Source organism: Streptomyces sp. NPDC047043 (genome assembly GCF_040644055.1).
In the GTDB taxonomy this organism is placed as follows: domain Bacteria; phylum Actinomycetota; class Actinomycetes; order Streptomycetales; family Streptomycetaceae; genus Streptomyces.
The window spans coordinates 43,312-68,780 of the sequence record NZ_JBEYVO010000024.1 but is presented as its reverse complement, the minus strand read 5'-3'; the positions used below and the strand labels follow the sequence as shown (position 1 = coordinate 68,780).

The window sequence follows — 25,469 nt, the reverse complement described above, 5'->3', positions numbered from 1 at the left end:
CCCCTTCGCGCCGCCCGGAGCCGCGGGGCCGACCGGCGCTCCCGCCAATCCCTTCGCCCCGCCGGGTGCCGGGACGCCGATGGGCAACGCGGCCAACCCCTTCGCACCCCCGAGCACTCCGGCCGCCCCGCACGCCCACGGCGAGCCCGTCCCCCCGCCGCCCATCGGCCCCGAGGGCCCCGGGCAGGTGCCGTACGGCTATCCCAGCGGTTACGGCTACCCGGTCGGCACCGGTTACCCGCCTGGTCCCGGTTACCCCGGAGCCGGACCGCTGCCACAAGGTGCCCCCGGGTACTACGGCTGGCCCGGGATGACGCCCGCGCCCAGCAACGGCACGGGTACGGCCGCGCTCGTGCTCGGCATCATCTCGGACGTCGTCTTCTGCCTGTGGCCGATCTCCATCCTGCTGGGTGTACTGGCCCTGATCTTCGGCTTCGTCAGCCGCGCCAAGGTCACCCGGGGCGAGGCGACGAACGCGGGCCAGGCCCTCGCCGGCATCATCTGCGGCGCAGTCGGCATCGTCCTCGGCCTGGGCTTCGTCGCCTTCCTGATCGCCAACCCCTGACCGGCCGCCGCCCCGACAGGGCCTCGGGCCTCGCTCAGGCCCCCTGCTCAACGGTCAACCGCCCCCGGGCCTCCATCAACGCGAACCCCAGCAGATTCGGCCCCCGCCACCGCTCCGGATCCATCGCCGCCTCGTCGTCCGCCGCCAGACCGATGCCCCACACCCGGTCCACGGGACTCGCCTCCACCAGCACCCGCCCGCCCGTGCCCAGCAGGAAGTCCCGTAGATCCGCGTGCGCGGTGAACTTGTGGACGCTGCCCTCGACCACGATGCCGAAGCGCTCGCGCTGCCATGTCTCCTCGTCGAAGCCGCGCACGAGCCGGCCCGCCTTCTTGGCGAGGGACGGATGGTCCGCGGCCAGGACGCGCCGCTCAGCCTCCGCGTCGTCGAACAGCCGCGCCTTGCCCGCCATCATCCAGTGCTCGGCGGTCGCATAGGTCACCCCGTCCACAGTGAACGGAGACGGCCACCACTGGCTCAGACAGCTCGCGCTCACCTGGCCGTCCGGCCGCGCGCGGTGCCCCCAGAAATGCAGGTACTTGACCTTCGCCCCCGCCCGCACCGCCTTGACCAGCGCATCCCGCGAGTCGATGGCCCCCTCGGCCTTCCCCGTGATCTTTTCCATGCACGCGAGTCTGGCAGGCACCACTGACAGTCCGTCCCCCGTTTTCCTGGCTCACTCGACACCTGGTCGACAGATTCCGTTGCGTAACCGAAAGGCAACAACGGAATCACTTGTAGGAGTCCCTTGGCTCTGTCAGGATCGGCAGTCAAATCGAGCTGGAGCTACGCCCACCCGCCCATTTGAGTCGCGGGGCGAAGGCGGAGGAGAGCGACATGCACAACCCGGGCAACGCCACCCCGGAACGATTCCCGGCACAGGACCGCTTCGCGGACGGCGCGCAGTTCATCGCGGGCCGCCTGACGAAGGGCACCTCCGGTCGTACGCACGCGGTCGTCGATCCGGCGACCGGCGAGGAGGTGTACACGTACGAACTGGCCGGCCGCGACGACGTGGACGCGGCCGTCGCCGCCGCGCGTGAGGCCTTCCCGGGCTGGGCGGGCGCCACCCCGGGCGAGCGCTCCGACGCCCTGCACCGGTTCGCGGCCGTGCTCGCGGACCGTGCCGAGGACTTCGCCCGCGCCGAATCGCTGCAGTGCGGCAAGCCGTTGAAGCTGACGCGCGAGTTCGACGTGCCGGGGACCATCGACAACACCGCCTTCTTCGCGGGCGCCGCCCGGCATCTGCAGGGACAGTCCGCGGGCGAGTACTCCGGTGACCACACCTCTTATGTGCGTCGTGAACCCATCGGTGTCGTGGGCTCCATCGCGCCCTGGAACTACCCCCTCCAGATGGCCGCCTGGAAGATCCTCCCGGCGATCGCCGCGGGCAACACCATCGTGCTGAAGCCCGCCGAGCTCACTCCGCTCACCTCGCTGCTGTTCGCGCAGGCCGCCACCGACGCCGGGATCCCGGACGGTGTCATCAACATCGTCACCGGGACCGGGAAGGAGGCCGGTGAGCATCTCGTCGGCCATCCCGACGTCGCCATGACCTCCTTCACCGGGTCCACCGCGGTCGGCAGGCGCGTCGCCGAGATCGCCACCGCCACCGTCAAGCGGATCCATCTGGAACTCGGCGGCAAGGCCCCCTTCGTCGTCTTCGACGACGCCGATCTCGAGGCCGCCGTGCACGGCGCGGTCGCGGGCGCACTCATCAACACCGGCCAGGACTGCACGGCCGCCACGCGCGCGTACGTGCAAAGGCCTCTCTACGAGGCGTTCGTCGAGCAGACCGCCGCCCTCATGGAGACCGTCCGGCTCGGCGACCCCTTCGCCCCCGGCACCGACCTCGGCCCGCTCATCTCGCACGTCCAGCGCGACCGCGTCGCCGGTTTCGTCGACCGGGCGCGCTCCTACGCGCGCGTGGTGACCGGCGGCGAGGCTCCGCAGGGCGAGCTCGCGAACGGCGCGTACTACCGCCCCACCCTGGTCGCGGACGCCGCACAGGACAGCGAGATCGTGCAGTCCGAGATCTTCGGGCCGGTCCTGGTGGTACTCCCGTTCGAGACCGACGAGGATGGGATCGGGCTCGCCAACGACACCCCGTACGGCCTCGCCGCCTCCGCCTGGAGCCGTGACGTCTACCGGGCGAACCGCGCCACCCGCGAGATCAAGGCGGGTTGCGTGTGGGTCAACGACCACATCCCGATCATCAGCGAGATGCCCCACGGCGGCTACAAGGCGTCCGGCTTCGGCAAGGACATGTCCGCGTACTCGTTCGAGGAGTACACCCAGATCAAACACGTCATGTTCGACAACACGGCGGTGCCGCGCAAGGACTGGCACCGCACGATCTTCGGGGACCGCTAGCGACAACAGGCCGCCCGACCCGCGGCCGCACACTCCCGAAAGGGCATCAAACGCATGGAGCAGTACGAGCCCGACCGCCTGTCACCGGCCCAGGTGGCCGCCATGCGGCGCAGCTTCCGCAACGGCAGGGCTTCCCTAACCCGCCGTTCGATGCTGCGCGCCTCTGCGGGCGGCGCGCTCGCGGTCGGCGGCCTCGCGGCGCTGAGCGGCTGCGGGATCCCCGCCGCCGGCAACACCAAGGGCGGAGTCTCCGCAGAGGACCACTCGGCCAAGGAGAAGACCGTCAACTTCTCCAACTGGACCGAGTACATGGACGTGGACGACAGCGAGAAGCACCATCCCACGCTCGACCAGTTCACCAAACGCACCGGCATCAAGGTCAAGTACACCGAGGACATCAACGACAACGTCGAGTTCTTCGGCAAGATCAAGCCGCAGCTCGCGGCAGGCCAGGACACCGGGCGCGACATCATCGTGCTCACCGACTGGCTCGCGGCCCGGCTGATCCGCCTCGGCTGGGTGCAGAAACTGGACGCGTCCAACCTGCCGCACGCCTACGCCAACCTCTCCTCGCAGTTCCGCGACCCCGACTGGGACCCGGGCCGCGCCTACTCGTACGTCTGGCAGGGCATCTCGACCGTCATCGCCTACAACAAGAAGGCGCTCGACGGCATCGAGGTGAAGTCGCTCTCCGACCTGCTCGACAACCCCAAGCTCAAGGGACGCGTCGGCTTCCTGTCGGAGATGCGCGACAGCGTGGGCATGACGCTGCTCGACATGGGCAAGGACCCGGCGACCTTCACCGCCGACGACTTCGACGCGGCGATCGCCCGGATGCAGAAGGCGGTCGACAAGGGCCAGATCCGCCGCTTCACCGGCAACGACTACACCTCGGACCTGACCAGCGGCGACTTCGCCGCCTGCATCGCCTGGGCCGGTGACGTCGTACAGCTCAAGGCGGACAGCCCGGACATCGACTTCCTGATCCCGGACAGCGGGTACATGACGTCGACCGACAACATGCTGATCCCCAACAAGGCGCGCCACAAGACGAACGCCGAGCGGCTCATCGACTACTACTACGAGCCGAAACCGGCCGCCGAGCTCGCCGCGTACATCAACTACGTGTGTCCCGTCGACGGTGTGAAGCCCGAGCTGGAGAAGATCGACAAGGATGCGGCGGACAACCCGCTGATCATCCCCGACAAGGCGATGGCCGCGAAGTCCCACCCCTTCCGTTCGCTGAGTTCGAAGGAAGAGACCGAGTTTGAACAGAAGTTCGCGAAGCTGACTGGGGCGTGATCACCGTGACGAACAAGACAGACACCACCGGCGACGTCCGCCTCTCGGGCATCAGCAAGACCTACGGCTCCTTCACCGCCGTGCACCCGCTCGACCTGACCGTCCCGCAGGGCTCCTTCTTCGCTCTGCTCGGCGCCTCCGGCTGCGGCAAGACCACCACCCTGCGCATGATCGCCGGTCTGGAGGAGCCCACCAGCGGCACCGTCCACCTCGGCGACCAGGAGGTCACCCACCTGCCGCCGTACAAGCGGCCGGTGAACACGGTCTTCCAGTCCTACGCCCTCTTCCCGCACCTCGACATCTTCGAGAACGTCGCCTTCGGTCTGCGCCGCCGTGGCATCAGGTCGGTGAAGAAGCAGGTCGAGGACATGCTGGAGCTCGTCCAGCTCGGCGAGCAGGCGCGCAAGAAGCCGCACCAGCTCTCCGGCGGCCAGCAGCAGCGCGTCGCGGTCGCCCGCGCACTGATCAACACCCCGAAGGTGCTCCTCCTCGACGAGCCCCTCGGCGCCCTGGACCTCAAGCTGCGCCGCCAGATGCAGCTGGAGCTCAAGCGCATCCAGACCGAGGTCGGCATCACCTTCATCCACGTCACGCACGACCAGGAGGAGGCCATGACCATGGCCGACACGGTCGCCGTGATGAACGCGGGCCGCGTCGAGCAACTCGGCTCGCCCACCGACCTGTACGAGAACCCCAACACCACCTTCGTCGCCAACTTCCTCGGCACCTCCAACCTCATCGAGGCCGAGGTCGACTCCAAGAGCGGCGACGACATCGTCCTCGGTGCGGGCGGCGGCAAGCTGGTCCTGCCCGAGGCGCGCTGTTCGGCGCCGACGACGACCGGCGGCAAGGTGCTGGTCGGTGTGCGCCCCGAGAAGATCTCCCTCACCCACGCCGACGACGCGGGCGAGATCCCCGAGGGCCGCAACCGCATCACCGGCAAGATCGCCGACTCCAGCTTCATCGGCGTCTCCACGCAGTACGTCATCGACAGCCCGGTCTGCCCGGAGTTCGAGGTCTACGCCCAGAACATCGACCGCGACGCCCGGCTGGTGCCCGGCGCCGACGTCGTCCTGCACTGGAACCCGGCGCACACCTTCGGCCTGGACGCGGCCCAGGACATCGACGCCGGCATCGAGGAAGAGGCGGCGGCCTGATGGCGACGCTGACCGAGGCGCCCCCGCCTCTCTCCCCGACGGCCCCGCAGAAGAAGCCCCCGCGCAAGCGCGGCCGCCTGGTGCCGTACTGGCTGCTGCTGCCCGGCATCCTCTGGCTGCTGATCTTCTTCGCGCTGCCGATGATCTACCAGGCCTCCACGTCCGTGCAGACGGGCTCGCTGGAGGAGGGCTACAAGGTCACCTGGCACTTCGCCACCTACTGGGACGCGATGTCCGAGTACTGGCCGCAGTTCCTGCGCTCGATCCTGTACGCCGGTGCCGCGACGATCCTGTGTCTGGTCCTCGGCTACCCGCTCGCGTACCTGATCGCCTTCCGCGCGGGCCGCTGGCGGAACCTGATCATGATCCTGGTGATCGCACCGTTCTTCACCAGCTTCCTGATCCGTACGCTCGCCTGGAAGACGATCCTCGCGGACGGCGGCCCGGTCGTCGGCGCCCTCAACACCCTGCACGTCCTGGACGTCACCAACTGGCTCGGCTGGACCTCCGGCGACCGCGTCCTGGCCACACCGCTCGCCGTGGTCTGCGGACTGACGTACAACTTCCTGCCGTTCATGATCCTGCCGCTGTACACCTCGCTCGAGCGCATCGACGGGCGGCTGCACGAGGCGGCCGGGGACCTGTACGCCAAGCCCTGGACCACCTTCCGCAAGGTCACCTTCCCGCTGTCGATGCCGGGCGTGGTCTCCGGCACGCTGCTGACCTTCATCCCGGCGGCCGGCGACTACGTCAACGCGGAACTCCTCGGTTCGACCGACACCCGCATGATCGGAAACGTCATCCAGACCCAGTTCCTGCGGATTCTGGACTATCCGACGGCCGCGGCCCTCTCCTTCATCCTCATGGCCGCGATTCTGCTCATGGTCACCATCTACATTCGCAAGTCCGGGACGGAGGATCTGGTCTAAATGCCCTTCGTCAACTGGCTCAAGCGCCATCTCGTCGTCATCGCGGGACTGCTGACCCTCGGCTATCTCCTGCTGCCGAACATCGTCGTCACGGTGTTCTCCTTCAACAAACCGAAGGGCCGTTTCAACTACGCGTGGCAGCAGTTCTCGCTGGATGCCTGGAAAGAGCCGTGCGGTGTCGCCGACATGTGCGGCTCGCTGTCGATCAGCCTCCAGATCGCCTTCTGGGCGACCGTCGGCGCCACGGCCCTCGGCACGATGATCGCCTTCGCCCTGGTCCGCTACCGGTTCCGCGCCCGGGGCACCGTGAACTCGCTGATCTTCCTGCCGATGGCGATGCCCGAGGTCGTCATGGCGGCCTCGCTGCTGACCCTGTTCCTCAACATGGGCGCCCAGCTGGGCTTCTGGACGATCCTGATCGCCCACATCATGTTCTGCCTCAGTTTCGTCGTCGTCGCCGTCAAGGCGCGCGTGATGTCGATGGACCCGCGGCTGGAACAGGCGGCCCAGGACCTCTACGCCGGCCCGGCGCAGACCTTCCTGCGCGTCACCCTGCCCATCGCGGCCCCCGGAATCGCCGCGGGTGCGCTGCTGTCCTTCGCGCTCTCCTTCGACGACTTCATCATCACCAATTTCAACGCGGGCTCGACCGTCACCTTCCCCATGTTCGTCTGGGGCTCGGCACAGCGCGGAACGCCCGTTCAGATCAATGTCATCGGTACGGCCATGTTCCTGGTCGCCGTGCTGCTCGTCCTGTCCTCGATGCTCATCAGCAATCGCCGGAACAAGCAGAAGGCATAACCGCACATCCCCTGTAGGGAGTTGAAATCATGGCCCCAAGCGCCATGAACCGCTGGACAAAGTCTCTTTCCGACGCACAGCCGGTCCCGTACTGGCTGGAAGACCCCGGCAAGCCCCACCCCGAGCCCGCGCTCACCGGCGACGAGACCTGCGACCTGCTGGTCGTCGGCGGCGGCTACAGCGGACTGTGGACCGCGCTGATCGCCAAGGAGCGCGAGCCGGGGCGGGATGTCGTCCTGCTGGAAGGCCGCGAGGTGGGCTGGGCCGCCTCGGGCCGCAACGGCGGCTTCTGCGCCGCCTCCCTCACCCACGGCCTGCCCAACGGCCTGGCCCGCTGGCCGGACGAGATCCACCAGCTGCAGGAGCTGGGCGCCCGCAACCTCGACGAGATCGAGAAGGCGGTCGCCCGCCACTCCCTCGACTGCGACTTCGAGCGCACCGGCGAGATCGACGTGGCGACCGAGACGTACCAGGCCCGGGAACTGCGCGACTGGTACGAGCAGATGGAGCGCGAGGGCCTGGCCGACGGCGTCGAGTTCCTGGACGCCGAGGCGGTGCGGGAACAAGTCGACTCACCGACATTCCAGGCGGGCCTGCACGACCGCCGCGGCGTCGCCATGCTCCACCCCGCCAAGCTCGCCTGGGGCCTCAAGCGCGCCTGCCTCGCGCTCGGCGTCCGCGTCTACGAGCACACCCCGGCCCTCACTCTGAAGCCGTACGGCGCCGGCATGGCCGTACGCACTCCGTACGGCTCCGTCCGCGCCCGCAAGGTCGCGCTCGGCACCAACATCTTCCCGAGCCTGCTCAAGCGCGTCCGCGCGTACACCGTCCCGGTCTACGACTACGCGCTGATGACCGAGCCGCTGAGCGAGGAGCAGCTTGCGTCGATCGGCTGGAAGAACCGCCAGGGCCTCGGCGACTCGGCGAACCAGTTCCACTACTTCCGGCTCTCCGCCGACAACCGCATCCTCTGGGGCGGTTACGACGCGATCTATCCGTACGGCGGCCGGGTGCGCGCCGAGTACGACGACCGGCCGGAGACGTACGCCAAGCTCGCCGGGCACTTCTTCACCTGCTTCCCGCAGCTGGAGGGTGTCCGCTTCACGCACACCTGGGGCGGCGCGATCGACACCTGCTCGCGCTTCTCGGCCTTCTTCGGCACGGCGCACCAGGGGAAGGTGTCGTACGCAGCCGGGTACACGGGCCTGGGCGTCGGCGCCACCCGCTTCGGCGCCGAGGTCATGCTCGACCTGCTGTCGGGAGAGCGGACCGAGCGCACGTCGCTCGAAATGGTCCGCAAGAAGCCGCTGCCCTTCCCGCCGGAGCCCTTCGCCTGGACGGGCATCGCCCTCACCAAGTGGTCGCTGGCCAGGGCGGACGCGCACGGCGGCCGACGCAACCTCTGGCTGCGGACGATGGACAGACTGGGCCTCGGCTTCGACAGCTAGCCAAGGCGTGTGACCCGGTTCACCCGTAAGAGTGAACGAAACCCGCGTAATGCCTGCCGGGAGACCTCCCTCTCACCCGTGACGCGACCAGCGTCCAGGAGAAACAGGGAGGTCTCCTCATGACTGGGGCGAAGACGGCGGTCGAGTGGCTGGCATCCGTTGCTCCGGATCCCGAGGCCTGTCGCCGGGAGTGGGAGCGCAATCCCCTCGGGGTCGCGCTGCTGCCCGCCGGCAAGGCCTGGGACGTACTCATCCTGCCGGGCGAGCTCGGCTACCCCACCCTTGACGTCCTCACCCGCATCCTCGACCGGCCGGGTCCGGTGCTGGTCGACTTCGGGGACGCCCGCATGGGCTTCCTCGTACCGCCCGGCACCGCGGCCCGCTGGCTCGGCACGGGCATCCGTACCGCAGGGGCCGGCACCTGGATCGTGGTGCCGTACCCGGGGCGCTCGACCGGCGGTGTGCGCTGGCTGGTCCCGCCGGACGGCTCGGGCACCCTCACGGACCCCGCACTCCTCGAACTGGCGATGCACGAGGCGGCGGCGGGCCTGGCGAGCGAGGAGGGCACATGACGGGCCGGTGATGGCCGAAGGTCTAGGCGGAATCCTCGCCGTGCCCGCGTCGGCCACCCGTGAGGTCGACGCGGAGCAGGAACAGCCACAAAGACATGATCAGCAGTGTGCACAGACACCAACTGGCCACGACGTCCAGCGGCCAGTGAAAACCGCGCCGGACCAGGCCGAACCCGACGGCCAGATTGACGAGGGCGCAGGCGGCGAGCAGTGCGCGGCGGGCGTACGCGGTGCGGAGCCAGGGGAACAGGAGCAGGGCCGCCGAGCCGTAGGCGACGGCGGCCGTCGCGGTGTGGCCGGAGGGGTAGTAGCCGGTGCCCGGGGGCATGACGGGGGTGCCGGGGCGGTCGGTGAGTTCCTTGAGGGGGACGATCAGGGCCGGGACCAGCGCCATCAGCACGGCGGCCGCGAGCGGCGGCAGCCACCAGCGGTACGTCCCCGCCGCACGGCGCCGCCGGGCGACGTGCGCCAGGACGAGGGCGAGCACCGGCACCGCGACCTTGACATCGCCCAGGTCGGCGAGGAGTTCGGAGAAGCGGTCCGGGTGGACGAGGGCACGGCTGACCCGTGCGTCCACGCGCAGAAGCAGGCCGTCGGAGACGACCTGCCAGGTGATCAGCGCGAAGAGGAGGGCGGGAAGCCCGAGAAGAAGGAAGAAGGAGGTCGGCCGCCCCGGAACAGGGGGGGTAGTTCCGGGGCGGCCGATCAGATCGGATGGACGCCCACCCCGGGGGGTTTGGGGCGGGCGACTGTCCGATCGGTGAGGAGATCCGGAGCCGGAAGCTCCGGGTGTGTGCGCGAGGGCACGACCAGGTCGTAGCTGGGGAGGCCACGGCCTGAAGTCGCCCACAGTCCCCTGTGAGCGGGGTGTATCTCTCATCTGGGTAGAACCTACGGCAGGGGATGGTCCGAAGACAGACGGAATCGCGTCCCGCCATCCACCTCGCACACGTTCTTCACACGGCCTGACGCCCGCCGCCCCGGCACCGGAATCCCGGTGCCTGCAAGCGCTGGGACAGCTGTGACGCGTGAGGTGCGCAACCTGTGGGTGAGCTGCGGATTCCGTTTGGCTCAGATGCGCGCGAAGGCCTGCTCGATGATGTCCAGGCCCTCGTTCAGGAGGTCCTCGCCGATGACCAGCGGGGGCAGGAAGCGGAGGACGTTGCCGTAGGTGCCACAGGTCAGGACCAGCAGGCCCTCCTGGTGGCAGGCCTTGGCCAGCGCGGCGGTCGCCTCCGGGTTCGGTTCCTTGGTCGTACGGTCCTTCACCAGCTCGATGGCGATCATCGCGCCGCGGCCGCGGACGTCGCCGATGATGTCGAACTTCTCGGCCATCGCTCCCAGACGGGCCTTCATGACGGCCTCGATCGCCTTCGCCCTGGCGTTGAGGTCCAGCTCCTTCATCGTCTCGATGGAGCCCAGCGCGCCCGCGCAGGCGACCGGGTTGCCGCCGTAGGTGCCGCCGAGGCCGCCCGCGTGTGCCGCGTCCATGATCTCGGCGCGGCCGGTGACCGCGGCGAGCGGGAGACCGCCGGCGATGCCCTTGGCGGTGGTGATCAGGTCCGGGACGATGCCCTCGTCCTCGCAGGCGAACCACTGGCCGGTGCGGCAGAAGCCGGACTGGATCTCGTCGGCGACGAAGACGATGCCGTTGTCGGCGGCGAACTTCCGGATCGCGGGCAGGAAGCCCTTGGCGGGCTCGATGAAGCCGCCCTCGCCGAGCACCGGCTCGATGATGATCGCGGCGACGTTGTCCGGGCCGACCTGCTTGGTGATCTGGTCGATGGCCTGCGCGGCGGCCTCGGGACCGGCGTTCTCCGGACCGGTCGGCCAGCGGTAGCCGTAGGCGACCGGCACGCGGTAGACCTCGGGCGCGAACGGACCGAAGCCGTGCTTGTACGGCATGTTCTTCGCCGTCAGCGCCATCGTGAGGTTGGTGCGGCCGTGGTAGCCGTGGTCGAAGACGACGACGGCCTGGCGCTTGGTGTACGCACGGGCGATCTTGACGGCGTTCTCGACGGCCTCGGCGCCGGAGTTGAACAGCGCGGACTTCTTGGCGTGGTCACCCGGGGTGAGCTCGGCGAGGGCCTCGGCGACCTCCACGTAGCCCTCGTACGGGGTGACCATGAAACAGGTGTGGGTGAAGTCGGCGAGCTGCGCGGAGGCCCGGCGTACGACGGCCTCGGCGGATGCGCCGACCGAGGTCACGGCGATGCCGGAACCGAAGTCGATGAGCCGGTTCCCGTCGACGTCCTCGATGATCCCGCCGCCCGCGCGCGCGGTGAACACGGGCAGCACGGAGCCCACGCCCTGCGCGACCGCGGCGGTACGGCGGGCCTGCAGCTCCTGCGACTTCGGACCGGGGATGGCGGTGACGACGCGGCGCTCCTGCGGAAGTGCGCTCATGAGGGGCTCCTGGGGTGTTGCGGGCTTCACGGACGGTGTTTCTCGGACTCTTGCCTTCTTTTCTCGCAGGCTAGGACCGGGAGAGGGGGGTGGGCATGCTCCATGTGGGCGTTGTCAGGGGTTTCGGTTGTCCGTCGTGGACATAGCCACACGGAGCGGTTCGGCACCGCCGGGAGCGGAGATCACGCAGCGCCGGTGCGGGTGGCCGGCGATCCACAGCCGGGTGAGCCGGGAGTCGACGTACGAGCTCGGCGGGGTGGTGAGGGTGCGGTCGCCGATGCGGATCAGCTGCTGTCTGCCGCGCCTGCGGATCGTGCAGTCGACCATTCGCCAGCTGTTCGTGGCCAGGGTCCGGGCCATCCGGCGCGCGGCGACGATCAGGAAGACGTGGAGGGGGAGGAACGTCAGCTCGAGAAGCAGGGCGATCCCGAACAGTCCCACCTTGTCGTGGTCCTCGTCGGCGACCACCTCGGCGATCTGCACGAAGAGCACCGTGGGCCAGATGAGCAGCAGCGCGGTGACCAGCCCGTACGTACGGTGGCGCATCGCGCGGCGCGTCGCCGGGTGGGAGAGGGCGTTGAGCGGGCCGGGTGGTGGCGTCACCTCGGTGCGGGCGGGCGTCTCCGGCATCAGGCTGTGCCGGAGATGGCGGTGGCGCAGGCGGTGCGGGGTGCGTTCATCGGCGCGTGAGGCGGCGATGACCACCTCTTCGCCCGGGATGCCGCTGTACCAGAGCACGGCCATCCGGGCCTTGCGCTCCGGTGGGGCGTCGGCCCGCATGCGGCGCACCCACCACAGCGGCGCATCGATGATCAAGGGCACGCGGCGCTCCGGATCGGCGGGATCGGGGACCTCGAACCAGGCGTTGTGCCCGTTGCGCGCCTGCGGGTGGTCCGAGAGACCGTGCGGCGGGTTCTCCGCGATGTGCCAGGGGTGGGCGCGCAGGACACGTCGTACCGACATCGCGTTCATGAGCTCGCCGAAGACCTCGACCGGCACTCGGCACACCGAGAACAGCGCGAAGACGACGCACAGCCAGATCAGGTGCTCGCGTACGGCGCTGCTCCCGATGTACAGCGTCCAACCGGCGGCATGGCCCGCGAGGAACAGCAGGCTCCGTCCCGTCTGTCGCCGCCACACCCCGCGCGTCGCCGGATCGGCCCAGGCCGTGCCCGTGGTGCCGGGTGCCGTGGGGGTGAAGTCCGGGTGGCCCGGGGGCCGTTGCCCGGTCAACTGGAGGTTCCTCTTCCGCTTCGTCTTCGGCGCGAACGCACGACCCTATCCGGAACTGTTCGATCCGCTCGGCCCCGCAATCGGTGAACTCCCTTGGCAAGGGCGTTAGATTGACCGCTGACGGTGGACGGAACGGCTGGTCAGGGAGCGAGGGCGATGGACAGCGACGGGACGCAGGACGCGCGGGGTACACATGCGAACCCTGTGCCGCGTCCGGCAGGTCCGCCGGAGGTACCGCCGAGGCCCACGACCGCGCCGGGTGTGCCGCCGCGGCCGGACGGGGCGGCGTTCCTGACGTGGCTTCGGGCGCCACGGCCGGACGCGCTGCCCGGCGTGTGGCGGTTCGGGCACCGGCCGCGGCCGGAGGAGGAGCCGGAACTCATCCCCGCCCGCCAGCTGATCAGCGGCGCGGTGATCGCCTTCCTGGTCGGCTGGCTGATCTGGTCGCTGCTGTGGAACGGCTACCTCGGCGGCTGGTGGCTGCTGCCGCTCTACGCGATGATCCCCGACTCCTGGGTCCAGCCGCACAGCTTCGCCTCGGTCGTGGTCGTCTACGCCTACTACGTGCTGATCGCCCTGGTCATCATGATCGGCGTGGGCCGGCTCGGCCGCTGGAGCGAGATCTGGCGCCGCTACGGCCCGCCCGCCTGGAGCCGGGCGACCGCACCCCACGCCGAGCGCCCGCCCGTTCCCGAGCAGGACCCCGCCGAGTGGCCCCAACTGCGCGCCGCCGGAGCCGTGGACGCCGCCGAGCGGCTTGCCACGGAGGCCCGGGCGGGGCTGATGCGGGACGTGGACCACGCCCGGATCGTCCGCGCCTGGCAGGGCGTGCGCAGCGGCCGGCACAGCCTCGCCGCGTTCACCGGCGCGGTGCTCAGCGACGGTGCCGCCGCCTGTCTGCACCCCTCCGGGGAACGCGACCTGCCGGCCCGGATCGCCCGGCACGACCTGCTGACCGGTCAGGTACGGCTCGGCACCACCGCCGACGACCCCCGCAACCCGTACGCCTACCGCGGCGCCGGCCTCGGTCTCGGCACCGATCTGCTCGGCACCTCGCTGCTCGCCGTCGGACCGGCCGGCTCCGGCAAGACCGGCACCGTGGTGCAGCCGCTCGCCGAGTCGCTGTGTCTGCAGGCGCTCGCCGGGCGGGCCGCCGTGGTCGTGGTCGGTGCGGCGGGCGCGGGGCTCGGACCGGTCGACTCCTACGACGTCGTCGTACGGGTCGGGAATCCGGAATCGGTGTACGACCTGGACCTGTACGGCGGGACGGGCGACCCCGACGAGGCCGCGGCCGTGCTCGCGGAGGCGCTGGTCGGGGACCTCGCCGATCCGCACCCGGGGAGCGACAGCCGTCGGTCGACGACGGTGCTCGCCCAACTCCTCGGTCCTTTCAGGGCCGTTCACGGGCGTTTCCCCTCCGTGCCGGAGCTGCGGCAGCTGCTCGACGGGGCGCCCGGGCCGCTGGACGCGCTGCGTACGGCGCTGCAGGGCTCCGGGCAGGAGTCGCTGCTGCGTGAACTGGACGCGCGGGAGCGTCAGTTGGGGCACCCGGGGGATGTGGCTCCGGTGCTCGCGGATCGGGTGGCGCTGCTGGACCGGCCGGCCTTCGCGGGCTTCTTCGACACCTCCGGGCAGTCCAAACCCTTCTCGCTCAAGGCCCTCGACCACCCGGTCCGGGTACGGATCGACCTGCCCGAGCGCGGGCACGCGGACGCCTCGCGGATGCTGGCGCGGCTGGTGCTCGCGCAGTTCACGGCCAGCGTGGCGGTACGGGAGGACCGGTCGCTGTTCGCCTGCCTCGTGCTGGACGACGCGACGGGCGTCGTGACTCCGGAGGCGGTGCGCGGGATCCAGCGGCTGCGGTCGGGGAACGCCGGGGTCGTGGTGACCCTGCGGACGCTGGACGACGTGCCGCGGCCCTTGCGCGGTCCGCTGCTCGGCGCCACCGGATGCCGTATGGCACTGTCCGGGCTCACCCCGTGGGACGGGCAGGACTTCGCCGAGGTGTGGGGCAAGGAGTGGACCGAGGCCCGGGACGTCACCGACCGGCAGATCATCGCCGAGACCCCGGCCGGCAAGGCCCTGCACGTGCTGCGCCGCGTGATCACCGGCAAGGCACCCACCCAGCGCGCCGTGACCGTCCGCCAGGTCGAACGGGAGCGCTGGTCCGCGTCCGAACTGGCACACGCGGTGCCGCCGGGGCACGCGGTGCTGTCCCTGACCAATGTGAAGGGTGAGCACGCGCCACCGCTGCTGGTGGATCTGAGGGGTTAGGTCCGGACTTCACAGGGCGGGGCGACCATACGGTGAGGCAGAATCGGCATAGGTCGTTCATACGCGGCGGCCAAATGATCACAAGGTTCGCCTGATCCCCGCAGACCTGAAGGCCTCATGCCCCCGACGCTTGCCTCGCTCATCCATCATTCCGCGCTCAAGCTGACCGTGCGGGCGGGCGAGGACCGCCTCGATGTGCCCGTCCGCTGGGCGCACGTCAGTGAACTCGCCGATCCCGTGCCCTACATGGAGGGCGGGGAACTGCTGCTGATCACCGCGCTGAAGCTGGACGCGGAGGATCCGGAGGCGATGCGGCGGTATGTGAAGCGGCTGGTCGGGGCGGGGGTGGTCGGGCTCGGCTTCGCCGTCGGCGTCAATTACGAGGAGATCCCGGAGGCGCTCGTCGACGCGGCGCGGGACGAGGGCCTGCCGCTGCTGGAGGTGCCCCGGCGCACGCCCTTCCTCGCCATCAGCAAGGCCGTCTCCGCGGCGATCGCGGCCGACCAGTACCGGGCGGTGACGGCGGGGTTCGCGGCCCAGCGGGAGCTCACCAAGCAGGCGCTGGCCGAGGGCCCGGAGGGGCTGCTGTCCGCGCTCGCTTCGCAGGTCGACGGCTGGGCGGCGCTCTACGACGCCTCGGGTGCGGTGGTCGCGACGGCACCGGAGTGGGCGGGCCGGCGGGCCGCGCGGCTCACGGCGGACGTGGAGCGGCTGCGGGAGCGGCCCGCGCCGGCGTCCTCGGTGGTGGGCGGGCCGGAGAACGAGGACCGGGTCGAGCTGCACTCGCTGGGCACCGGACGGCGGCCGCGGTCGGCGCTGGCCGTGGGGACGGCCGCTGCGCTCGGTACGGCGGAGCGGTACGCCGTCCACTCGGCCATCGCGCTGCTGACGCTCACCACGGAACGGTCGCGGTCCCTCCAGGCCGCCGAGCAGCGGATCGGCGCGGCGGTGCTGCGCATGCTGCTGGCCGGGGAGCCGGACCATGCGCGTGCCGTCGCCGGGGATCTGTACGGCGGTCTGCTGGACGCCCCCTTCCGGATGATCGTCGCCGAGTCGGCCTCCGCCTCCGCCGCGCGGGCCGCCGTCGACACCGAGGCGCCCGTGACGGTGCCCAGGACCACCGCCGCGACGCTGGCCGTGGCCGACGTGCAGGGCGAACCGCTGGCCGCGCTCGCCGAGATCGTGGAGTCGGCGGCGGCCCGGGCCGGGGAGGCCGTGCTGGTCGTACCCGAAGGAGAGGGCGAGGGGCAGCGGCTGGTGGTGCTGGCCGCGGACGGCGGTGCGGCGGTCGGCGCCTGCGGGGAGTACGCGGCGGCGGTGGAGGCTGCGCGAACCGGGGCCGCGGTGCGGGAGCGGGCGGAGGGCGGGGACGAGGACGAGCTGGTGGTGGGGGTGTCGGCGCCGGTGGGACCCGTTGCCGCGGCCGCCGCGTACAAGCAGGCCGAGCAGTCGTTGTCGGTGGCTCGGCGGCGGGGACGGGTGTGTGTGGAGCACGAGCAGCTGGCGGCGGGGTCCGTGGTGCCGTTGCTGGCCGACGACGCGGTGAAGGCTTTCGCGGACGGGTTGTTGCGGCCGCTGTACGAGCACGACGCGACCGGGCGGGGCGATCTGGTGGCCTCGCTGCGGGCGTGGCTGTCGCGGCACGGGCAGTGGGATGCGGCGGCCGCGGATCTGGGGGTTCACCGGCACACGCTGCGGTACCGGATGCGGCGGGTGGAGGAGATCCTCGGGCGCAGCCTGGACGACCCCGACGTGCGGATGGAGCTGTGGCTCGCCTTGAAGGCGACCTCGTCGGAGTAGCTCGTAGGACAAAGAGGCGTACCGCCGACGTCCACTGCTACGAGCCGGACAAACGTCCCTCGTGCGGGCCCGCCCTACCGTGGACCACGACAGCCAAGTACACCCTCAACGCGGAAGGGCCGGGACTCCACGATGACTTCCACTCACGCCTTCTGGCTCGCCGGCCGCCAGGTCACCGGCGAGGACACCTTCGACGTCACCTCCCCGTGGGACGGCCGGCTCGTCGGCAAGGTGAGCGTGCCGACGGACGCGCAGGTCGAGGAGGCCGTGGCCGCCGCGTACGCCGTACGTGACGAGTTCGCCGCCACCCCCGCGCACGTCCGCGCCGCCGCCCTCGACCATGTGAGCCGGCGGCTCGTCGAGCGCACCGAGGAGATCGCCCAGCTGATCTCCGCCGAGAACGGCAAGCCCATCAAGTGGGCCCGGGGCGAGGTCGGCCGTGCCGTCTCCGTCTTCCGGTTCGCCGCCGAAGAGGCCCGGCGGTTCAACGGCGGCGAGGCCCAGCGGCTCGACACCGACCTCGGCGGTCAGGGCCGGCTCGCCCTCACGCGGCGCTTCCCCAAGGGCGTCGTCCTCGGCATCGCGCCCTTCAACTTCCCGCTCAACCTGTGCGCCCACAAGATCGCACCCGCGATCGCCGCCGGTGCGCCGATCATCCTCAAGCCGGCGCCGGCCACCCCCCTCTCCGGTCTGATCATCGGTGACCTGCTCGCCGAGACCGACCTCCCGGCCGGTTGCTGGAGCATCCTCCCGGTCGCCAACGACAAGATGCCCGCCCTCGTCCAGGACGAGCGCCTGCCGGTCATCTCCTTCACCGGTTCCGAGAAGGTCGGCTACGCGATCATGGACTCGGTGCCGCGCAAGCACTGCACCCTGGAGCTCGGCGGCAACGGCGCGGCCGTCGTCCTCGGCGACTTCGCCAGCGACGCCGACCTCGACTGGGCCGCCACCCGTATCGCCACCTTCTCCAACTACCAGGGCGGCCAGTCCTGCATCTCCGTGCAGCGGGTCATCGCGGACGCGTCGGTGTACGACCGGCTGCTGCCCCGCATCGTCGCCGCCGTCGAGGCCCAGGTCACCGGCGACCCCGGCGACGACAAGACCGACGTCGGCCCGCTGGTCGGCGAAGACGCGGCCAAGCGCGTCGAGTCCTGGGTGAAGGAGGCCGTCGAGGCCGGCGCCAACCTGCTCACCGGCGGCGACCGCGACGGCGCCTCCTACGCGCCGACCGTTCTCACCGACGTACCGGCCGACACCACCATCTCCTGCGAGGAGGTCTTCGGGCCCGTCCTCACCGTGCAGAAGGTGGACGGGGAGGCGGAGGCCTTCGCCGCCGTCAACTCCTCCAAGTACGGCCTCCAGGCGGGCGTGTTCACGCACGACCTCCAGGTCGCCTTCCGCGCCCACCGCGCCCTCGAGGTCGGCGGCGTCGTCGTCGGCGACGTCCCCTCCTACCGCGCCGACCAGATGCCGTACGGCGGCGCCAAGCAGTCCGGAGTGGGCCGCGAGGGCGTGAAGTTCGCGATGGACGACTACACGTACGAGCGGGTGCTGGTGCTGACCGGACTCGCGCTGTAAGGGCCTGCACCCCCTAGCTAATGGTAACCATTTTCATATAGGCTCCGAGAAAGGGCCCGGCACCGATGCCTTCCGGTGCCGGGCCCCTTCCTTGTGTCGGCCTGGTCCGGACCCTCAACCGGAGAAGCCGACGTGCGCGAGCCGCAGCGGGCCGCGCAGCCTGAGGTGGACGTCGTGCACGCCCTCGGCGACGATGCCGGCGCCGAGCGTGGTGTAGGCGTACGGATCGTCCGAGGTCTCCGTGTCCGGCGTCAGTACGGCGAGCAGCGCGCCGCCGTCGAGGGACAGCTCCACGACCCCCTCGCCCGCCACGGAGACCGTCACTTCCGTGACGCCGTCCCCGAAGTCGCAGTCGCGGTAGATCAGTTCGGCCGTCCGGCCCGCCGCCGGGGTCACCGCGTCGCCCGACACCTTCGTACGGTCCACGATCGCGACGCCGCTCTGGTCGTCGAAGTCGGCCGCGTTCAGGCCGAGTCGGAGGACGGGGCGCGGGGCGCCGTGCTCGCCGTCCAGGATCACCGTCGTACGCAGGCGGATGTCCTCGCTGGAGGCGCCGGCCAGGATGTCGTAGGGGCCGGGCTCCAGGCGCCGGCCGCCACGGGCCACGTCCCAGAACTCGAAGGCGGAGAGCGGGACTTCGAAGGACAGGTCGGCCTTCGCGCCCGGCGCGAGGGTGATCCGGCGGTGGGCGAGCAGTTCGCGGCGCGGGCGTGTCACCGTCGGCTCCACGGCGCGGGTGTAGAGCTGGGCGACCTCGTCGGCGGTGACGTCGCCGGTGTTCGTGACGGTGAAGGACACATGCACCGCCGTGCCGTCGACCCGCACCGACAGGTCGCCGTACGTGAACGACGCGTACGACAGGCCGTGTCCGAAGGGGAACAGTGGCGTCCCCTCGAAGTACAGGTACGTCTGGCGGCCGCCGATCACGTCGTAGTCGAAGAGGTCGGGCAGGTCGGCGTCGTCCTCGTACCAGGTCTGCGGGAGGCGGCCCGCGGGGGAGACGTCGCCGGCGAGGACGCGGGCCAGGGCGGTGCCCGCGGCCTGGCCGCCGTGCGCGGTCCACAGGACCGCCGGGAGGGCGCCCGTGCGGACGGCGTAGGGGTAGGCGGAGACCAGCGCCAGCACCGTGTTCGGGTTCGTGGCGCGGGCGGCGCGCAGGATGCGCTCCTGGTGGGCGGGCAGCCGCAGGGTCGTGCGGTCCTCGGTCTCACGGCCGTTGATGTGCGGGTCGTTGCCCGCGACCACCAGCACCACGTCGGCGCGGGCAGTGACCTGCGTTACTGCGTCCTCGCCGGGTTCGGTCACGATGAGCTCGAAGATTTCCGGATTTCCGTCGGCAACCTTTACTCCGTCGGCGGCGACCGAGACGTGGCGACCCGTACCGATGTGCCTGAGGAGGTGGCCGCCTTCATGGGGTTCCAGGCGGAACGTCTCCTGGACGACCCAGCCGCCGGGCTGGTCGGCGGAGGCGCGTACGTAGCCGTCGTCGGCCACCGACAGATAGCGGCCGTCGGGGGCGCGCAGCGTGAGGACGCCCTCGCCCCAGTCGATCAGCGCGAGTTCGGTGCCGGTGTCGCCTGCGGTGAGCGGGGGCAGGTCCGTGCGACCGGCGAGCAGGGCGGGGTCCAGGGCGCCCTCGGCGCCGCGCACCTCGTCGTCGGCGTCCTCGGCGGCCGGCACCTGGAGGAACGTGCCTGCGCGGGTTTTGAGGAGCACCCGGTCCACGCCCTCCGCGAACTCCACGCGCTCGGCGCCGAACCGCTCGTACAGGCCCTCAAGAGGGGTCGAGCGATGGATGAGGGTGCCGCTGTACCAGTCGAGTTTGCACTCGTCGGCGAGCAGGCCGACCACGGCGAGGCGGGTGTCGGGGGCCAGCGGCAGCAGGCCGTCGTTCTTGAGGAGCACGACCGCCTGCTCCGCCGCCTCCCGGGCGAGGGCGCGGTGGGCCGGGGTGTCGAAGTCCTTGGTGCCGGCGTGCGGGTCGTAGTGCGGGTCGAACTCGCCGAGCCGGAAGCGGACCGAGAGCTGCCGGCGGACGGCCGTGTCGATGTCCGTCTCGGTCAACAGCCCTTGTTCGTACGCCTTCTTGACCCGCCCGACGATCTGCGAACTGTCCGTCCCGTGGTCGGTGAAGCTGTCGACGCCGGCGACCAGCGCGGCCGCCGTCGCCTCCTCGTGGGTGTCGTAGTAGTGCTCGAAGTCGACCAGGTTGGAGGGCGCGCCCGCGTCCGAGCAGACCAGCAGATCCTCCTCGGTCCAGGCGCGCAGGTGCTCGCGCAGATACGGCGAGACGTGGTTGGGGCGGCCGTTGACCAGGTTGTACGCCGGCATCACCCCCGCCACCGCGCCCGCCTCGACCGTCTCGCGGAAGGCGCGCAGGTCGTACTCGTGCAGGACGCGCGGACGGACCGAACTCGACGAAGTCGCCCTGTCCGTCTCGTTGTTGTGGGCGAGCCAGTGCTTGAGCACGGGCGCCGTGCGCCAGTACGTCGGGTGGTCGCCGCGCAGGCCGCGGGTGTACGCGGTGGCGATGGCCGAGGTCAGCTTCGGGTCCTCCGAGTAGCCCTCCTCGTTGCGGCCCCACAGCGGGTGGCGCAGCAGGTTCACCGTGGGGGACCAGACGTTGAGGCCGACGCGGTCGTCGCCGGCGCGCATCGCGCGGGTCTCCTTGGACACCGCCTCGCCCACCCGTCGTACGAGATCGGTGTTCCAGGTCGCACCGAGGCCCACCGCCTGCGGGAACACCGTCGCCGGGCCCATCCAGGCCACGCCGTGCAGGGCCTCCTGGCCGGTGCGGAAGGCATCGATGCCGAGGCGCTCGACGGCGGGTGCGAACTGGTGCAGGAAGGAGATCTTCTCGTCGAGCGTCAGCCGCTGAAGCAGGTCGTCGATGCGCTTCGCGAACGGCAGTTGCGGATCGCGGAACGGCGGTGTGGGCGGCGTCTGTGCGGTCACGTGGGGATCCCCTTGCGATGGAGCGGCGGCTCGCTTTCGAAGCGCTTCGATGCTGATTCGACGAATGGGCGGTGTCAAGAGACCCTCGCCGTTATTTCGTGCGGTGCATAAGGAAAGGTCGTCCTCGAGAACCCACAGGAATCTTGGAATCGACCCTTGTGCGCCCCCAGGGGTTCACTTAACCTCACAGCAACATCGAAGCGCTTCGACTGCGGTCCAGGCTCCACGCGTTCGAAGAACCGCTTCAGCTCAGCCAGTTCCACTCGAGACACCGCAGCCGACGGCACCGCCGGGTGTCCTGGTGCGCCATGAAGGGTTGACGCAATGACGCCGAACGCCGCTTCCGCCTCCTCCGGACCGAGCCGGAGAAGCTTCCTCGCCTCGACGGCGGTCGCCACCGCAGCGGTGGCCGGGGGGATGCCGTTGCTTGCCGCCTGCGGGGGATCGGAGAGCGGGTCGGGCGGAGGCACCACGTCGGGAAAGAACGCGAAGAAGATCCTCCCGGCCTACGCGGCCAGCAACGTGGTGACGCCGGACATCCCGTCCAAGAACGGCTCGTCCATGGGCTTCACCAGCAAGCTCGACGTCGACAGCCTCAAGACCTCGGTGCCCAAGAAGCTCGGCAAGGGCGGCGAGGTCACCATCATGTCGCCGTTCTGGGGCTCGCCGCCGAAGGGGAACTGCGCCTACTACACGGCGGCGAACGCCATGATCGGCGTCGACGTCAAATGGCAGAACCAGGACGGCAACACCTACGACCAGAAGCTGGGCGCGGTCCTCGCCTCCAGCGAGATCCCGGACGCGGTGGTCATCCCGGGCTGGAACATGACCGCCAAGATACCCAGCGCCATCATCGGCAAGTTCGCCGACCTCGGCCCCTACCTGTCCGGTGACAAGGTCAAGGAGTACCCCAACCTGGCGGCGATCCCGTCCGACGCCTGGCAGCGCTCCATCTTCGGCGGCAAGCTGATGGGCCTGCCGATGCCGGCCTCGTACGTCCAGAACATCGTGCCCCTCTACCGCCAGGACATCTTCGACAAGCAGGGCTACGACGTCCCGAAGTCCGCCGACGAGTTCATGGCCCTGGCCAAGGAGATCACCAACGCCAAGGCCAAGAGGTGGGCCTGCGGCGACATGAAGTGGACCGCGTTCAACACCTTCGGCGTGATCAGCGGCGGGGAGAAGTCGCTCAGCTGGACCGTGGTCGACGGCAAGATGACCCACCGCATGGAGACCCCGGAGTACCTCGAGGCGCTGGAGTGGACGCGCAAGCTGTTCGCCAACGGGTACGTCCACCCCGACTTCAAGCTGGGCAAGAGCCAGGCCACCGACCCGAGTTCCAAGTTCGCCGCCGGCGAGTTCCTGATCTGGAACAACGACATCTCCAACTGGTACGGGCAGCAGGCCATCCAGGCCGCCCAGAACCCGGACTTCAAGGTCTGGGGCATGGACCTCTGGGGTCACGACGGCGGCAACCCGGTCCTGTGGGCCGCGAACCCGGCCGGCATCTTCGCCTTCGTCAACAAGAAGGCCTCCGAGTCCGTCATCCGCGACGTGCTGGCCATCGCCAACGTCACCGCGGCGCCGTACGGCACCAAGGAGTGGATGATGACCAACTACGGCGTCGAGGGCACCCACTACACCGTCAAGAACGGTGTGCCCGTCAAGACCGACAAGGGCAACCTCGAGGTCGCCAACGCCTTCGTCATGGTCGCGAGCCCGGCCTCGACCATCGCCCACCCCGACTTCCCCGACTACACCAAGGGCATGGTCGGGTGGCAGCAGCGGATGGGCGCCTTCACCAAGAAGTCGTCCTTCTGGGGCCTGCAGATCGTCGAGCCCAACCGCTGGACCAACCTCACCAACGACATGGAGCAGTTGGAGGACGACATCGTCCGCGGCCACAAGAAGATCAGCGACATGCAGCAGTTCATCTCCGACTGGAAGAGCAAGGGCGGGGACAAGCTGCGCGACTGGTACAAGAAGCTTCTCGACGACAACGGCTCGGCGGCGAGCTGACCCGGCACCGAGGCAAGGAGACCCGCCGTGTCCCACAGCACGGTGCCTCGGAGCAGTGCCGAGGCCAGTACGCCGGTGACGACCCCGGTGGCGTCCGGTCACGCCACCGGTTCCCGGGAGAAGAAGGCGTCGGGCAGGCTGAGCTTCCGGCTCAGGTTCAGACGCGACCGTGTCCTCATCCTGATGACTGTGCCGGCCATCGTGCTGGTCCTGGTCTTCAACTACCTGCCGATCCTCGGCAACGTGGTCGCCTTCCAGGACTACGACCCCTACATCAGTGACAACGGAGTCGTCTCCATCCTGCACAGCCCCTGGGTGGGCCTGGAAAACTTCCAGCAGATCTTCGCCGACTCGGCCTTCTGGAACGCCGTCCAGAACACGCTGGTGCTGTTCTTCCTCCAGCTCGTGCTCTACTTCCCGATCCCGATCCTGCTCGCACTGCTCATCAACAGCGTGGTCCGGCCCCGGGTGCGTGCGTTCTCCCAGGCGATCCTCTATCTGCCGCACTTCTTCTCCTGGGTGCTGGTCATCGCCGTCTTCCAGCAACTCTTCGGCGGCGCCGGGCTGTTGTCGCAGCTGCTGCGGCAGCACGGCTTCGACGGGCTGGACATCATGACCGATCCGTCGACCTTCAAGTTCCTCGTCACCGCGCAGAGCGTGTGGAAGGACGCCGGCTGGGGGATCATCGTCTTCCTCGCCGCGCTCGCCTCCGTCCCGCCGGACCTGTACGAGGCCGCCGCGATGGACGGCGCCGGGCGCTGGCGGCGCATGTGGCACGTCACTCTGCCGGCGCTGCGACCGGTGATCGCCCTGCTGCTGGTGCTGCGCGTGGGCGACGCCCTCACCGTCGGCTTCGAGCAGATCCTGCTCCAGCGTGATGCCGTCGGGCCCGGAGCAGGGGAGGTGCTCGACACCTTCGTGTGGTGGAACGGTGTCCGCAACCAGGACTTCGGCTACGCGGCCGCCGCCGGCCTCGTCAAGGGCGTCGTCAGCATCGGACTGGTGCTCGCCGCGAACAAGGTGGCCCATCTCATGGGCGAGCAGGGGGTGTACAAGAAGTGACCGCCGTCATCGACAAGCCCGTGCACGAATCCGTGGCCGCACCTGGCCGATGGGCCGCCCCGCCCCGGCCGGTGTGGGAGGAGGAGCCCAGCAAGGCCGGCCTGGCGGGCAAGGGACTGGTTCTCACCCTCGCCTGTCTGGGCATCCTGTTCCCGCTGTGGATCGTCGTGGTCACGAGTCTGTCGTCCCGGAAGACCATCGACGAGGCCGGCGGACTGGTGATGGTGCCCAAGGGGATCACGTTCATCGCCTACAAGGAACTGCTCAGCGGGGGACAGGTCACCCGGGCCGCGAGCATCAGCGTGTTGATCACTCTGGTCGGCACGTTGTTCTCGATGACGGTGTCCGTGCTGTGCGCGTACGGCCTCTCGCGGACCGGGTCGCTGGGGCACCGGTGGATTCTGATGATCCTGCTGGCGACCATGTTCTTCAGCGCCGGCCTCATTCCGACGTATCTGCTGGTGCAGTCCCTCGGACTGACGGACACCTATCTGGCGCTGATCCTGCCGAGTGCGATCAGCGTCTTCAACATCCTTGTGCTGCGCGGGTTCTTCATGGGGATATCGCAGGAACTCATCGACAGCGCGCGGATCGACGGGGCCGGGGACTTCCGCATTCTCTGGCAGATCGTGATGCCGTTGTCGCGGGCGGTGCTCGCGGTCATCACGCTGTTCTACGCCGTGGGGTACTGGAGCGCCTGGTTCAACGCCTCGCTGTACCTGAACGACCAGGACATGATGCCGTTGCAGAACGTCATGATCCAGCTGGTGCAGAAGCAGCAGGCGCCGGTGGGGTTGGGGCAGGCGATCAGGACCGGGCAGTTGTCCGGGCTTGCCGTGCAGATGGCGGTCATGGTGATGGCGCTGCTGCCGGTGGCCGTGCTTTCGCCGTTCGTGCAGCGGCACTTCAGGAAGGGCATGCTGACCGGCGCGGTCAAGGGCTGACCGGGCGCCGTCGATCCAGTCCCGCGCCCTCAGGAAGCCTCTTCACTCCCC

The 25,469-nt window shown here is 69.8% G+C and carries 18 protein-coding genes and 1 pseudogene; 14 read left to right on the top strand and 5 right to left on the bottom strand.

Going from position 1 to position 25,469, the window contains the following annotated elements; translation table 11 throughout:
• On the top strand, positions 1–565 hold a 565-nt coding region (locus ABZ880_RS33445; protein WP_361270615.1), incomplete at its 5' end, for a DUF4190 domain-containing protein.
• 34 nt (positions 566–599) lie between these two features.
• Here the strand turns inward: ABZ880_RS33445 and ABZ880_RS33440 are convergent.
• Positions 600–1,190 carry an NADAR family protein gene (locus ABZ880_RS33440; RefSeq protein ID WP_361270613.1) on the bottom strand — a complete coding sequence of 197 codons (591 nt, stop codon included), beginning with the start codon at positions 1,188–1,190 and terminating at the stop codon, positions 600–602.
• A 212-nt stretch (positions 1,191–1,402) separates the two neighbouring features.
• Between ABZ880_RS33440 and ABZ880_RS33435 the strand changes: the two genes are divergently transcribed.
• The 7 genes from ABZ880_RS33435 (at position 1,403) to ABZ880_RS33405 (ending at position 9,147) form a co-directional block, all read left to right on the top strand.
• Complete coding sequence (locus tag ABZ880_RS33435; protein ID WP_361270610.1) at positions 1,403–2,938, top strand: gamma-aminobutyraldehyde dehydrogenase; 1,536 nt, start codon at positions 1,403–1,405, stop codon at positions 2,936–2,938.
• A 54-nt stretch (positions 2,939–2,992) separates the two neighbouring features.
• Positions 2,993–4,240, top strand: a complete 1,248-nt coding sequence (locus ABZ880_RS33430; protein ID WP_361270607.1) for a spermidine/putrescine ABC transporter substrate-binding protein — start codon at positions 2,993–2,995, stop codon at positions 4,238–4,240.
• Entirely contained in the window at positions 4,237–5,397 is a 1,161-nt protein-coding gene (locus ABZ880_RS33425; protein WP_361270604.1) for an ABC transporter ATP-binding protein, read from the top strand. The genes ABZ880_RS33430 and ABZ880_RS33425 overlap by 4 nt, the downstream gene beginning before the upstream one ends.
• On the top strand, positions 5,397–6,326 hold the full coding sequence (locus ABZ880_RS33420) for an ABC transporter permease (RefSeq protein ID WP_361270601.1): 930 nt from the start codon (positions 5,397–5,399) through the stop codon (positions 6,324–6,326). The genes ABZ880_RS33425 and ABZ880_RS33420 overlap by 1 nt, the downstream gene beginning before the upstream one ends.
• A complete protein-coding gene (locus ABZ880_RS33415) occupies positions 6,327–7,127 on the top strand; it encodes an ABC transporter permease (RefSeq protein WP_361270598.1) in 801 nt (266 codons plus the stop codon).
• A gap of 29 nt (positions 7,128–7,156) precedes the next feature.
• Positions 7,157–8,575 carry an FAD-dependent oxidoreductase gene (locus ABZ880_RS33410; RefSeq protein ID WP_361270596.1) on the top strand — a complete coding sequence of 473 codons (1,419 nt, stop codon included), beginning with the start codon at positions 7,157–7,159 and terminating at the stop codon, positions 8,573–8,575.
• Positions 8,576–8,694: 119 nt separating this feature from the next.
• A complete protein-coding gene (locus ABZ880_RS33405; protein WP_361270593.1) occupies positions 8,695–9,147 on the top strand; it encodes a hypothetical protein in 453 nt (150 codons plus the stop codon).
• 85 nt (positions 9,148–9,232) lie between these two features.
• Here ABZ880_RS33405 and ABZ880_RS33400 read toward each other — a convergent pair.
• From ABZ880_RS33400 to ABZ880_RS33390, 3 genes and pseudogenes are all read right to left on the bottom strand, one after another.
• Positions 9,233–9,997: pseudogene (locus ABZ880_RS33400) on the bottom strand (phosphatase PAP2 family protein); the annotation flags it as partial.
• Between the two features lie 221 nt (positions 9,998–10,218).
• Positions 10,219–11,553: a 4-aminobutyrate--2-oxoglutarate transaminase gene (gene gabT / locus ABZ880_RS33395; protein WP_361270590.1), complete on the bottom strand. Its 1,335-nt coding sequence runs from the start codon at positions 11,551–11,553 to the stop codon at positions 10,219–10,221.
• A gap of 114 nt (positions 11,554–11,667) precedes the next feature.
• Positions 11,668–12,786 (bottom strand): hypothetical protein, encoded by a 1,119-nt coding sequence (locus ABZ880_RS33390; protein ID WP_361270587.1) that lies wholly within the window; start codon positions 12,784–12,786, stop codon positions 11,668–11,670.
• Positions 12,787–12,942: 156 nt separating this feature from the next.
• On the opposite strand from ABZ880_RS33390, the gene ABZ880_RS33385 reads away from it, so the two are divergent.
• From ABZ880_RS33385 to ABZ880_RS33375, 3 genes are all read left to right on the top strand, one after another.
• A complete protein-coding gene (locus ABZ880_RS33385; protein ID WP_361270584.1) occupies positions 12,943–15,060 on the top strand; it encodes an ATP-binding protein in 2,118 nt (705 codons plus the stop codon).
• Between the two features lie 117 nt (positions 15,061–15,177).
• Positions 15,178–16,860: a PucR family transcriptional regulator gene (locus ABZ880_RS33380; RefSeq protein ID WP_361270582.1), complete on the top strand. Its 1,683-nt coding sequence runs from the start codon at positions 15,178–15,180 to the stop codon at positions 16,858–16,860.
• 132 nt (positions 16,861–16,992) lie between these two features.
• Positions 16,993–18,438, top strand: coding sequence for an aldehyde dehydrogenase family protein (locus tag ABZ880_RS33375; protein WP_361270579.1), 1,446 nt, complete (start codon positions 16,993–16,995; stop codon positions 18,436–18,438).
• 114 nt (positions 18,439–18,552) lie between these two features.
• On the opposite strand, the gene ABZ880_RS33370 is transcribed toward ABZ880_RS33375, so the two are convergent.
• The gene (locus tag ABZ880_RS33370) at positions 18,553–21,393 is read right to left on the bottom strand and encodes a glycoside hydrolase family 3 C-terminal domain-containing protein (protein ID WP_361270576.1); all 2,841 of its coding nucleotides are present in this window, start codon (positions 21,391–21,393) and stop codon (positions 18,553–18,555) included.
• A 324-nt stretch (positions 21,394–21,717) separates the two neighbouring features.
• On the opposite strand from ABZ880_RS33370, the gene ABZ880_RS33365 reads away from it, so the two are divergent.
• From ABZ880_RS33365 to ABZ880_RS33355, 3 genes are read left to right on the top strand one after another with little or no spacing between them, the layout of a single operon-like run.
• A complete protein-coding gene (locus tag ABZ880_RS33365) occupies positions 21,718–23,412 on the top strand; it encodes an extracellular solute-binding protein (RefSeq protein WP_361270573.1) in 1,695 nt (564 codons plus the stop codon).
• A 27-nt stretch (positions 23,413–23,439) separates the two neighbouring features.
• A complete protein-coding gene (locus tag ABZ880_RS33360) occupies positions 23,440–24,474 on the top strand; it encodes an ABC transporter permease subunit (protein ID WP_361270571.1) in 1,035 nt (344 codons plus the stop codon).
• On the top strand, positions 24,471–25,418 hold the full coding sequence (locus ABZ880_RS33355; protein ID WP_361270568.1) for a carbohydrate ABC transporter permease: 948 nt from the start codon (positions 24,471–24,473) through the stop codon (positions 25,416–25,418). Before ABZ880_RS33360 ends, ABZ880_RS33355 begins: the two co-directional genes overlap by 4 nt.
• Positions 25,419–25,469: the final 51 nt, after the last annotated feature.

Coding starts and splice junctions, on each gene's coding strand:
- ABZ880_RS33440 (WP_361270613.1), bottom strand. CDS start 1,190: ATGGAAAAGATCACGGGGAAGGCCGAGGGGGCCATCGACTCGCGGGAT.
- ABZ880_RS33435 (WP_361270610.1), top strand. CDS start 1,403: ATGCACAACCCGGGCAACGCCACCCCGGAACGATTCCCGGCACAGGAC.
- ABZ880_RS33430 (WP_361270607.1), top strand. CDS start 2,993: ATGGAGCAGTACGAGCCCGACCGCCTGTCACCGGCCCAGGTGGCCGCC.
- ABZ880_RS33420 (WP_361270601.1), top strand. CDS start 5,397: ATGGCGACGCTGACCGAGGCGCCCCCGCCTCTCTCCCCGACGGCCCCG.
- ABZ880_RS33415 (WP_361270598.1), top strand. CDS start 6,327: ATGCCCTTCGTCAACTGGCTCAAGCGCCATCTCGTCGTCATCGCGGGA.
- ABZ880_RS33410 (WP_361270596.1), top strand. CDS start 7,157: ATGGCCCCAAGCGCCATGAACCGCTGGACAAAGTCTCTTTCCGACGCA.
- ABZ880_RS33405 (WP_361270593.1), top strand. CDS start 8,695: ATGACTGGGGCGAAGACGGCGGTCGAGTGGCTGGCATCCGTTGCTCCG.
- gabT (WP_361270590.1), bottom strand. CDS start 11,553: ATGAGCGCACTTCCGCAGGAGCGCCGCGTCGTCACCGCCATCCCCGGT.
- ABZ880_RS33385 (WP_361270584.1), top strand. CDS start 12,943: ATGGACAGCGACGGGACGCAGGACGCGCGGGGTACACATGCGAACCCT.
- ABZ880_RS33380 (WP_361270582.1), top strand. CDS start 15,178: ATGCCCCCGACGCTTGCCTCGCTCATCCATCATTCCGCGCTCAAGCTG.
- ABZ880_RS33375 (WP_361270579.1), top strand. CDS start 16,993: ATGACTTCCACTCACGCCTTCTGGCTCGCCGGCCGCCAGGTCACCGGC.
- ABZ880_RS33365 (WP_361270573.1), top strand. CDS start 21,718: ATGACGCCGAACGCCGCTTCCGCCTCCTCCGGACCGAGCCGGAGAAGC.